Annotated in this window: 9 protein-coding genes; 6 read left to right on the top strand and 3 right to left on the bottom strand. The window is 46.9% G+C overall.

What is annotated here, in order from left to right; genetic code table 11:
* Positions 1-7: 7 nt before the first annotated feature.
* Entirely contained in the window at positions 8-652 is a 645-nt protein-coding gene (locus XZ46_RS06935; RefSeq protein ID WP_008049252.1) for a hypothetical protein, read from the top strand.
* A gap of 300 nt (positions 653-952) precedes the next feature.
* Here XZ46_RS06935 and XZ46_RS06925 read toward each other — a convergent pair whose 3' ends face one another.
* Together XZ46_RS06925 and XZ46_RS06920 are read right to left on the bottom strand one after the other, a co-directional pair.
* The gene (locus XZ46_RS06925; protein ID WP_006620841.1) at positions 953-1,603 is read right to left on the bottom strand and encodes a DUF3386 domain-containing protein; all 651 of its coding nucleotides are present in this window, start codon (positions 1,601-1,603) and stop codon (positions 953-955) included.
* 218 nt (positions 1,604-1,821) lie between these two features.
* Entirely contained in the window at positions 1,822-4,299 is a 2,478-nt protein-coding gene (locus tag XZ46_RS06920; RefSeq protein WP_008049250.1) for a CHAT domain-containing protein, read from the bottom strand.
* Between the two features lie 9 nt (positions 4,300-4,308).
* Here XZ46_RS06920 and XZ46_RS06915 point away from each other — a divergent pair, with 9 nt between their 5' ends.
* From XZ46_RS06915 to XZ46_RS06895, 5 genes are all read left to right on the top strand, one after another.
* Entirely contained in the window at positions 4,309-4,950 is a 642-nt protein-coding gene (locus XZ46_RS06915) for a hypothetical protein (protein WP_006620844.1), read from the top strand.
* A 25-nt stretch (positions 4,951-4,975) separates the two neighbouring features.
* Complete coding sequence (locus XZ46_RS06910; protein ID WP_006620845.1) at positions 4,976-5,908, top strand: DUF1822 family protein; 933 nt, start codon at positions 4,976-4,978, stop codon at positions 5,906-5,908.
* Positions 5,908-8,214, top strand: a complete 2,307-nt coding sequence (locus XZ46_RS06905; RefSeq protein ID WP_008049248.1) for a CHASE2 domain-containing protein — start codon at positions 5,908-5,910, stop codon at positions 8,212-8,214. The genes XZ46_RS06910 and XZ46_RS06905 overlap by 1 nt, the downstream gene beginning before the upstream one ends.
* A 43-nt stretch (positions 8,215-8,257) precedes the next feature.
* The gene (locus XZ46_RS06900) at positions 8,258-9,043 is read left to right on the top strand and encodes a DUF928 domain-containing protein (protein WP_006620847.1); all 786 of its coding nucleotides are present in this window, start codon (positions 8,258-8,260) and stop codon (positions 9,041-9,043) included.
* Positions 9,044-9,366: 323 nt separating this feature from the next.
* Positions 9,367-11,454 carry a protein kinase domain-containing protein gene (locus XZ46_RS06895; protein ID WP_008049247.1) on the top strand — a complete coding sequence of 696 codons (2,088 nt, stop codon included), beginning with the start codon at positions 9,367-9,369 and terminating at the stop codon, positions 11,452-11,454.
* A gap of 51 nt (positions 11,455-11,505) precedes the next feature.
* On the opposite strand, the gene XZ46_RS33995 is transcribed toward XZ46_RS06895, so the two are convergent.
* Positions 11,506-11,655, bottom strand: a complete 150-nt coding sequence (locus tag XZ46_RS33995; RefSeq protein WP_157234372.1) for a hypothetical protein — start codon at positions 11,653-11,655, stop codon at positions 11,506-11,508.
* Positions 11,656-11,696: the final 41 nt, after the last annotated feature.

Below are 11,696 nucleotides of genomic sequence, written 5' to 3'. Positions count from 1 at the left end.
CCCCTAGGTGATTAACTGGATCGGGATTATCGGGTGGGGCGGGTTTATTCACCAAATCGGGGTGGGGCGGGTTTATCAAAATCCGGGTTGTGAATTGGAATTCCCGGCGGAACCCGCCCCTACGTCGGTTGGGGCGGGTTTATTCACCAAATCCTGGTGGGGCGGGTTTATTCACCAAATCGGGGTGGGGCGGGTTTATCAAAATCCGGGTTGTGAATTGGAATTCCCGGCGGAACCCGCCCCTACGTTGGGTGGGGCGGGTTTATTCACCAAATCCTGGTGGGGCGGGTTTATTCACCAAATCGGGGTGGGGCGGGTTTATCAAAATCCGGGTTGTGAATTGGAATTCCCGGCGGAACCCGCCCCTACGTTGGGTGGGGCGGGTTTATTCACCAAATCCTGGTGGGGCGGGTTTATTCACCAAATCGGGGTGGGGCGGGTTTATCAAAATCCGGGTTGTGAATTGGAATTCCCGGCGGAACCCGCCCCTACGTCGGTTGGGGCGGGTTTATTCACCAAATCCTGGTGGGGCGGGTTTATTCACCAAATCGGGGTGGGGCGGGTTGATCAAAATCCGGGTTGTGAATTGGAATTCCCGGCGGAACCCGCCCCTACGTTGGGTGGGGCGGGTTTATCAAAATCCGGGTTGTGAATTGGAATTCCCGGCGGAACCCGCCCCTACGTTGGGTGGGGCGGGTTTATTCACCAAATCGGGGTGGGGCGGGTTTATTCACCAAATCGGGGTGGGGCGGGTTGATCAAAATCCGGGTTGTGAATTGGAATTCCCGGCGGAACCCGCCCCTACGTTGGGTGGGGCGGGTTTATTCACCAAATCCTGGTGGGGCGGGTTTATTCACCAAATCGGGGTGGGGCGGGTTTATTCACCAAATCGGGGTGGGGCGGGTTGATCAAAATCCGGGTTGTGAATTGGAATTCCCGGCGGAACCTGCCCCTACGTCGTGGCTTTGTTCAAAAGTTGGATGTTGGAGAAGGTAAAGCGATCGCTTCGACCACTTTCTGGGTTGTGGATAATCCGCTGATTGAGGATTTGATACTTACCCACTTGGGTATAGGAATCTTCAAAATCGCTTTTTTCCCCCTTCTGTTCCCCCGTTTTGGGGTCATGATAAACCGAATCATAACGGTGGGAAAGATAACCCTCCGGCGTTTGGTGGCTGCTGTGGGTGTAGATGGTCACTACCACCCCGTGAATGTGACGATGCACCATGCAGACCTCATTATTGCGGAGTTGGTAGCGATCGCCTTCTCCTTTCCCGCCGATAATGATTTCCACCGCCCCGGTTTCGTCCGTTTCGCCATAGCTAAACGTATTTTCTCCATGTACCGATTCAAAATCCCGACGTACCCGGTGGATCGCCGTTTCCCAAAGTTGTCCATGGATAGCCTTTTGCGCCGCCTCGTCAGCAACATCTAACACTTCCGCCTTCATGTCCGCCCCTACCTTCGCGCGACCATGAATCACCTTGCCATCATGTTCGTAGGTGATATCAGCAGTATAGCCTGGGAAATCGGCATCCCAGGTGTAGCGATTTTCATAAGCCGCCCGGAAAAGTTCGCGTGCAGAAACTTGTGTAGCCGTCATAAATACTCCTAGTGTGAAGATGAACAATTGTTAATTAGTATAAACCATTACCAGCATATCCCCTTGGTGGGGCATTGCGCCCTGGCGATCGGGTTTTCCTCCCCCTAGCGGTTTCTCCCGGTCTGGTAACGGTCATTCATTCACCGGGAAATTTCCTCCCCCGCTACAGTTTCCGGTAGGGGGGTCACAAACCAGGAGTCAGAAACGGGGTTGTATTTCTATTTGAGAGATTCCCCAATGAGGGTAAAAGCTGCCCAATGTTTGGGTTGAGGATATTCTTCCATAGTGGTCAACATCGCTTGTCGTAAAGCCACAGCCCGATCGCCTTTTTCGGGTAGAAGTCGATAAAATTCCTGCATTAATTTTGCCGTGGGTTCATCGGTGGCTTGCCATAAAGAGACAATCACACTTTCCGCCCCCGCACCAATAAACGCACGAGATAATCCGATGATACCATCACCTGTAATTCTGCCGCCACCTGTGTTACAAGCACTTAAAACCACCAAGGAAGCTGTTAAATTCAATCCCATGATTTCCTCGGAACTCAGAAACCCTTGATCGCCATCACTGGGAGTTAGTGCGATCGCTCCTAAAACACCCCCAGACTCACTAAAATCATCCAATAAGCCGTGGGTTGCCAAATGCACGATCGCCGCCGCATTAATGCGTTCCAAAACCTCTGATTTCGTGGCTGCACTACCAATTAACGCTTCTGTATTCAACATAGAGGCGATGGCGATCGCTTCCGCTTCTGCACCCGGTAAATTAGCTAATCTCTCCGGTCCTTCTCCCGGTTGTATCGACAATTTTGGCATCACTGGATTGCCCACCACTAGAGCATTTATGGGGTTAGTGCTTCTGTTGGGCATCCGGTTTTCTGCCAGTTGGCGAGTCAATTTTAACACTTGAATTGCTGGGGCGATCAGAATAGTATGCTGAGTAATTAAATAGCGATCGCTTTCATCCAGTAACGCCGGAAACGGCACAAACAATAACTCCTGGTGGGGGATGAATATCACCTTCTCTTCTGGATTTTGGGGGAGTAAATCGGCGATCGGTTTTATCAGCACATCATGGAGTTGTCGCAGGTGACTCTCGCGGAGATTTCGGGTAGAAATCGTCGGCAGATTTTCCGTGATCACCTGGTGAGTTCCCCGCACCAAAGCCGTTAGTAAACTTTCCCCTTCCGAGTCCGTCCCCTCCGCCAAAAAAGGCACTAAAGTATCCCTAAAGGTTTCTAATTGGCTTAAATTGACTTCCCGAAATGTGATGTTTCCCGTCGGTTGCACCACCCAGATAAACAAAGCCGAATTTTCCCCGAAATTATCACTAATAATCGAATATTGAACTAGGGTAGCATTTTGCTGTCCTGCCACTTTTTGAATGTCCGAAATTGTCATCGGCGGATTATTTACCCGCGCATATTCTGCGACCGCTTCAGGAGATAATTGCTGGGCGATTAATTCCAGGAAAGCACGGGCGCGTCCTCTCTCCGCAATTTCTAAGGCGATTTCCGGTTTATTGGCGCTAATTAATGCTTTTTGTAGTATACTATAACTAGACCGATATTTATCGAAAATCGAGACTTTATTAATATCGCTCAAGCCGGGTCGCAGAGATTCTAATGCGTCAATTGCGGCGTATAAGGTTTGGGTAGCTTCGGCGATTTTTCCAGCTTCAAATAAGGCGACACCTTTATTGTTGAGGGTGACAGCAATTCCGGCTGTATTCCGTAAATTTCGCCTAATTTCTAAGGCGCGATCGTAAAATTCTATCGCTTGGGAATAGTCCCCCATTAATCGATGAACTGAGCCGATATTATTCAAGGCTTGACCCTGGGAATCTTCTTCACCGATCGCCCTCATAATTTCTAATCCTTGGTTGTACAATTCCAAGGCTTGGGAATAGTTGGCTAATTTCTCATAAGCAGCCCCCATATTCAACAGAGTTTGACCAACCCCGACAGCATCTCCTCTTTCCGAGGCGATCGCTAACCCTTTGGCATAGAATTCTAACGCTTGGGAATATTCCCCCAGAGCATGATAAACCGCCCCCATATTAGCGATAGTAATTCCCACCGCAACATCATCATCTTCTTGTGCAAATAGCGCCCCGGCTTGTTGAAAATAAATCAGGGCTTTTTGAGGTTGTCCCAAAGCCCGATAAATGTTCCCAAGATTATTATAAATAACCGCCCAACCATAATAGTCTTCTGCTGGCAAAACTTCCATGGCTTGCTGATAAATATCCAGGGCGGCGGGATAGTTAGCTTGGGAGTAATAAAGCGCCCCCAAATTCATCAGAGTTTGGCTAATTCCCTGTCTGTCGTTAATATTTTGGCTAATAGTTAAAGCCTCGTTTAAAAAATGCCCAGCCTGGGGATAATTGCCCAAATGGCGATAGACAATACCGATCTCATTTAAGATTACCGCCTCTAGTTGGCGATCGCCTTCAAAACGCACCTTTTGCAAAGCGCGATCGAAGGTTATCAACGCTTCTTTCAACTCACCGCGATCGACCTGTTTATATCCGTGTTCATACAATTCTATCGCTTCACTGACCCCACCTTCTCCCCTTTCTTGTGCCAAAACTGGCAGCCCTATTACCGGGAAGGAAAGAAATTTGATAAACTCAATTTTACCCAGAGTCAGAAACCCAATCAGGAACACACAGGACCAATTTTTTTTGAGAGGCATTTTAGTTAAATGATGAATGACCAGTTACAATTGCTAATTGCCGAGACTTGTCGGCACCCTCCCGGCAGCCTCAAACGGCAGCAAGGGTTAACTCAACTGTATCGAATCATTGTCAATTCAGGCAAGCTATGGCGAGAAAAAACCCCCTATTATGAGGAAGTCTGGCAACAAACTTGGCTGTATTTTTGCCTAAATCTCTGTGAAGCCACCACCGGGAAAGAGAAATATGATAGCGATCGCAGTAGCATCACCACCTGGCTAAATGTTTACCTAAAAATGCGCCTCAAAGATAGGGCTATCAAACAGCAAAAACAGAAACAGCAAATGGTTTCCGCTTCACAAGCGTTATGTGATGATGACACCCTCACCTTTTTGGATACCTTAGAAGCGCCGCCAGATATCCCGCCGATCCTACAAGCGACCCGCCAGTGGGCGGAAACTGACCCAGAGGGAGAATTGCAGCGTGTCCACCTCCGGGGTCGAAAAGATGTTACCTGTCAACTGTTGATTTTACGGCGTTTACCCCCAGAAACTACCTGGGAGGATCTTTCCGCACAGTTGGGTTTACCAGTTTCTACCCTCAGCAGCTTTTATCAGCGGAAATGTCTGCCACAATTGCGTAAATTTGGCAAATCAGCCGGATATCTATAAAAAGGTCATTACACCAATAACAATTATGGCTAATCATACCCAACAAATCGAAAATTCTGCCTTACCCATGTTGATCGGCATCAATTCGCGCCGCCTCGCCCAACAATTTGCGAGGGAACAACCCAATCGCCAAAAAGCTGAACAGGTTTATTTTAACACTCTGGCGGTATGTGTGGTGCGTAATTATTTAGAGTGGATGGGAATTGCTACCCAAGTTAATGCTGGTGATAGTTGGAATCCGATCGCCCGCTTGGCTAGTGATGTGGCAGATCTACAGGTGACCGGATTGGGGATTCTCGAATGTCGTCCGATCCGCGAAAATCAGCAAATTTGCCGAATTCCCCCAGAAGTTTGGGGCGATCGCATTGGCTATGTAGTCGTGGAAATTGAAGATTCTTTAAAAGCCGCCAATATTCTGGGATTTATGAATAATATCGATCGCCCAGAAATTCCCCGGAGTCAGTTGCAACCCATAGAAGCACTGCTGATCACTTTATCTGGGTTGCGTCGGCAGAATTTGGTTAACCTTAGTCAATGGTGCCAAGGCATCTTTGAGGAAACGTGGCAGGATTTGGGGGCAATATTTAGCACTCAAAATATCGCCTACAATTTCCGCAATTCTCCACCAGATAGCCAAGCCGAGATAGAAAAAGCAAAATTGATTGATTTGCAAATGCAGTTGGGCAGTCAAATGGTAGTATTGTTGGTGGCGCTAACACCAGAATTTGACACCATGGCAGTCAGAGTGCGACTTTATCCCCCTGATGGAGAAATTTATTTACCCCATAATTTACGGTTAGCATTACTATCAGACCAGGCGGATACTTTAGAAGAAGTGCGATCGCGCCGTCATGATAATTATATCCAACTACCCCGCTTTAGCGGAGAAATAGGGGAACGCTTTTCTATTCAAGTCGCCCTAGAAAATGCCATGATTATAGAGAACTTTCAAATTTAATGACCAGCCCCCAAAAATCAACTCTTGTCGTCATTAATTTAGGATATGGGAATTTGCTATCCGGTTTTCCCCATGTCACCGCACTGCTTTGGGAATCAGAAAATCACCGTCCCTTCAAGTTTACTGGCGCGTTACCTCCCGCCCCGGAATTGGATGGGATTTATCGTCGCTGGAATTTGATTTATCAAGCACTGTATCGCCGTCCGGGATGGTATCCACGCATTCAAATAGATCAGGAAGATATCACCAATGTTTCTGAGGTAGAATTTGCGGACATTTGCCAGCAGTATATTGAGGTAATTAATCAGTGGTTGGGTGCAGAGACATTTAGAAATATCGATCGCCAATTGCGATCGCATCTCTACCATGATGACGAAATCCAATTAATTCTGGAAACCGATGACGAATTAGTGAGGCGTTTACCGTGGCATTTGTGGGATTTTTTGTCTGATTATCCCCAAGCCGAAATTGCTTTAAGCGTCCCCGAATATCATCGAGTAAAGAAGAAGTTGCACCCCAGAAAAAAGATGAGAATTTTAGCTATTCTAGGCAATGATAACGGTCTCGACATAGAGGCGGATCGCCAGGTGTTGTCAGAAAACGATGATGCGGAAACTGTTTTTTTGTGGAAACCTTCCCGTCAAGAAGTTGACCAACAGTTATGGGATGATCGCGGTTGGGATATTTTATTTTTTGCTGGTCATAGTGAGAGTGAAGAAAATGGGAACGGGGGGTTATTGGCGATTAATTCCACCGAGAAAATCGGCATTTCTCATCTAAAATTATCTCTAAGAAAGGCTATCAGCAGAGGTTTACAACTGGCGATTTTTAATTCTTGCCAGGGGTTGGCGTTAGCTACAGAATTGGCGGATTTACATATTCCCCAAATTATTGTAATGCGAGAACCCGTGTCGGACAGGGTAGCCCATGCCTTTTTGGCGCAATTTATCCAGGCTTTTTCGAGGGGATATTCTTTTTATTTAGCAGTGCGAGAAGCCCGGGAACGTTTACAGGGTTTAGAAGATAAATTCCCCTGTGCGAGTTGGTTGCCAATTATCTGTCAAAATCCTGCCGAATCACCCATAGTCTGGCGACAGCAACCGCCACCGCCAAAACGGAATTTTTTACCAAGGGGCGATCGCTCTTTTGGGTTAACCAGTTTGGCGATAACTTTAATGATTCTAATTATCCGGCAATTGGGAATTTTACAAGGGTGGGAATTGCGACTCTATGACCACTTAATGCGATCGCGTCCTCCCGAACCACCAGACCCCCGAATTTTAGTCATTGAAGTGACCGAAAATGATTTACAATTGCGACAAGAATATTCTATCTCAGATGGCACTCTTAGTCAAGTATTGCAGCAATTAGAACCCCATGAACCCAGAGCGATCGGGTTAACCATTTATCGAGATTTTCCCGTTCCTCCTGGGGAGTCAGAATGGCGAACACAAATGCAGGAACAAGACAATTTATTTGCTATATGTAGTTTCCCAAGGTCTAATGAACCCGCAGTGCGATCGCCTGATGTCATCCCCAAAAATCGCTTAGGATTCGATGATGTCCTAGTCGATCCTGATGGAATTTTGCGCCGTCACCTATTCTTTATGAGAGCCAACCCCGACTGTAACACCGCTTTTTCCTTGAGCTTTCAATTAGCCCGCAAATATCTGGAGTCTGAGAATATTTTTCCCGACAATCAAGGCAATCAAAACAACCCATTAAAATTCGGTCAAGCCATTTTTCACCCTCTGCAAAGTCCCCATACAGGAGGATACCAAAATATAGCGCTCGGAGGTTGGTCTGTGATGTTAAATTATCGTTCTTTTCCCATAGCCAGAACTCTGACCCTCACCCAAGTTTTGCAGGGAGATTTTGACCCCAACCTAGTCAAAGACAGAATTGTGCTGATTGGTTTTACCAGTAGAGTCAACGCCAAATTTTTTAGCACCCCCTACCGCGCCGGAAAATCTCCTTCTGAGCAAGTACCAGGAGTCATGGTCCAAGCACAGATGGTCAGCCATATTCTTAGTGCCGCCCTTAACGGTCGTCCGCTGATTAGGGTATGGCTTTGGTGGCAAGAAGTGATTTGGGTGGTATTGTGGTCAATAGCCGGAAGTGCGATCGCATTGTATATCAGCCATCGGGGATGGGCGATCGCCGCGATCGTGATAGCGATCGCGATCCTATATATCCTTTGCTATCTGCTATTCCTGCAAGGAACCTGGGTTCCCCTCCTCCCCCCACTATTAACATTGGCGATCGGTCCTTTTTTGACGAAATTTTTGCGTAAATTTCTGCCCTGACTGCGATAAGTAAATATAACCCCAACTACCCAGGAGTAGCAGCTTGTCCAGTCCTTCGAGAAAACCCCCAAAACCCCGCCAATTTAAGTTATCCATCGCCTTGATTCTCTTAATCGGGATAGTGCCAATACAGCGAGTTTACGGCACTTATAGCAGGGAATTACGCCCGGAAAATCATCAATTGCCATTATCCGATACCCTTGTCGCCACAGCCTTTGACGTACCAGACCCCCAACCCCCAGAAGATCGGGAAGGTTCTGGGAGTCGCACCTCTTGTCCCGCCGTCGATAAACCTCTGACCGCATTAATTCCCAGTCAAGTGAACTACACCCTATCGGGACATCCCACATTCTGGTTTTATGTACCTTATTCCTCCGAGCTAACCCGTGAGGTAGAATTTGTGGTATTGGACGAACAAGAAACCGAAGTTTACCAAACCGTCGTGAGGATTACCGATACACCGGGAATTGTGAGTTTCCGCCTACCGGACAGCCTCCCCCCCTTGGAAATTGGCAAAAAATATTTGTGGCAATTCTCCTATAGATGTCATCCCAGAATTAGGGCTGAGGATGACTATGTACAAGCAATGGTGGAAAGAGTTGCCGCCTCGAGAAGTCTAACCAGTCAGCTAGAAGCGGCAACAACACCCATGCAGCGGGTGGAAATCTATGCGGCGAATGGGTTATGGCACGATACCCTCACGACTCTCGCCGAATTACGTCGGGATAATGCAGGAAATGCAGATATCGCCGCCGGGTGGACGGAACTTCTGGAATCTATTGGTTTGGGTCATCTAGCTAATGAGGCGATCGGCGGTTGTTGTCGTTAGTCTCGACGGGAGAAACGGGGTTTCTGGGCTGTTTAACGATTAACCCCAAAAATTTTTCCCAATTTGCGTAAAAGTTATCCGCGAAGGCGATAGGTAGGTATCACCTACAATTTCAGGAGTCATGCGGATTGTCAATTTACAAGCGATCGCTCCCCCGCCCTGCTTATGTGTCAAGGAAATTCCGTGAAAATACTGATGTCTGGAAACATCAGAACGGCTTTAATGGATAATTAGCAGAACTTATGATTGACGTTAAAAGGCGATCGTTCCGTCCGTCCAGTCCGTCCCACTCACCGAATCAGCCCTAGCCACGAGTACCGATCATGCAAACGCCCTTAAATAATCAGCATCAACTTATCAATGGTCGCTATCAAGTTATACAATCCCTGGGAACCGGTAGTTTCGGCAAGGTATTCCTGGCACAAGACACCCAGATGCCCTTGCAGCAACACTATGTGATCAAGCAACTCAAGCGCCAAGTTCAACGCCAGTTTAACAATATTGTTAAAGAACGATTCCGGCAGGAAGCGGCAACATTGCAAACTTTGGGGCAGCATAACCAGATTCCTCGGTTGTACGCTTACTTTGAGGAGCTGAACAAGTTTTACTTAGTGCAGGAGTATATCGAGGGTGAAACCCTAGAAGCGAAGGTGCAAAGGGAGGGTAAACTCAGCGAAAGTGCCGTGAGGGAAATTTTGACCAGTCTGTTGGGAGTGCTTCAATACATACACAGCAAGCAAATAGTCCATCGCGACATCAAACCGGACAATATTATTTTGCGCCAGGAAGATGGCAAGCCAGTGTTGATTGACTTTGGTGCGGTTAAGGAAGCCATGAGTACCCAGCTCAATACCCAAGGAAATGCGGTTAACTCCATTATAATTGGTACTCCTGGGTTTATGGCTTCTGAACAGGCAATCGGTAGACCTGTTTATTCTAGTGATTTATATAGTTTGGGACTGACCGCGATTTATATGCTAACAGGTAAGCTGCCGCAAGATTTGGCGATGGATCCTGGGACGGCAGAAATCCTTTGGCGACAAGATGCACCAGAAGTGAGTGTCGGTTTAGCCAATGTGTTAGATAAAGCAGTTCGCTCCCACGCTGGCGATCGCTACTCTAGCGCCAAAGAAATGCTCGATGCCTTGAAATCCCTTACGGATACATATATGCAGCCCGATAATAATAATATTCCCGCTCCTGCACCACAACCCACATCGACATCAACAAAACGTGGGCTATTGGTTCTATCGACGATTGTTTCTCTGGTTGTTCTGGGGTTGGGGTGGCGATCGCTTCCCTACCTGTGGAAACCGAAAGTACAAGCCCAATCCTTAACAATTGGCAGTTTAAGCAATCCCAAGTACAACACCGACCTAGTAGATTATTTACGACAAGAGTTAATCCCCAGTAATTTTATTGATTTTTTTCTGGGTAAAAAAGTAGACTTGGCGATCGATGGTGACCATAATCTACCTTACCAAGAAGCCAAGGATAGAATAGCCAAGAAAGAGTGGGATGTCGTCTTTACCCTGTCTCCGATCATTTCTGTTGCTGCCAAAGATAACAGTTATACGTTTGCCGCTTTAATGTTTCCTGAAGGTCCGCCTTATTATTATTCTGCATTGTACGTCAGAGCGGACAGCCCAATTCAATCTATCAATGACATAACACCAAGCACCGTAATTGCCTTGGGCGGGTTCAACTCAGCATCGAGTTTTTATATGCCCGTTTACGATTTGTATGGCAAAACTCTAACCGTAGATATGGGACACCGAGGGCAGAATATTCGGGAAATGGTGAGGACTGGAAAAGCCGATTTGGGTGCGGGGGCTTTAGGTGATACAGTCAAAAACGATCCAGATATCCGTATCATCCACCTGAGTCGAGCTATTCCGGGTGCAGGAGTATATCTCTCTCCCGAACTTTCAGAATCAGACAGAAAGGTAATCGAAAGAGTTTTGCTCAACGCCCCTCCAGACCTTCAAAAACAAGCCAACTATGGCCCAGGCTCAGAACCAGATTATACCAATTTCAGAGGAATTATCCGGAGAACCGAAGAAATTTTAGTTTGTTCTAATTTTAGGCAGAATCCCGTTAATTTCTTTTGTGGAACTGGGGTGGGTACAGTTCCTACAACAGTTAATCATGGTGGGAATGAGATCAGGGGTCGAGTCAATGGCTGGAGGCGGCCGACTGTTGACACAGTTTGGTTAAATTTGATGGCAGAAGGTAATCAACTTTATCGGGTGGTAGTATCTTCGCAAATTCTCAATCAAGTTCCTGGTGCTACGAATTTGCTGGAACTTCAGAATAAAGAGATTAAAGTTATGGGAGTAGTCCCGAATCAAATAGGTGATGGAATACTGGAATTAAATATTCAGAATTCAATGGAATTGGAGGTTTTATAAAACCAAATATCTATACCGAAGCATAAATGGGGTATATTCCTCATCATCAGGTTAGTTATCGCGGAGGTTTCCGAAACCGGTTTTCTTTTGGGAACCCCCAGAAACCCCCTTTCTTTCGGGAAAATTAGGCGATCGCTCATCTGAGGCGAACATAACTAACGGGCGATCGCGCCTACCATCTGGCGGGGTTAGTGCTACCATTAACAGTCGCAATATCTGCATTCATTATAATGTAGAATATT

It is taken from the genome of Limnospira indica PCC 8005 (assembly GCF_000973065.1).
Classification (GTDB): domain Bacteria; phylum Cyanobacteriota; class Cyanobacteriia; order Cyanobacteriales; family Microcoleaceae; genus Limnospira; species Limnospira fusiformis.
Note: the sequence above shows the minus strand (reverse complement) of the source record. Positions and strands in the feature narration are given on the sequence as shown.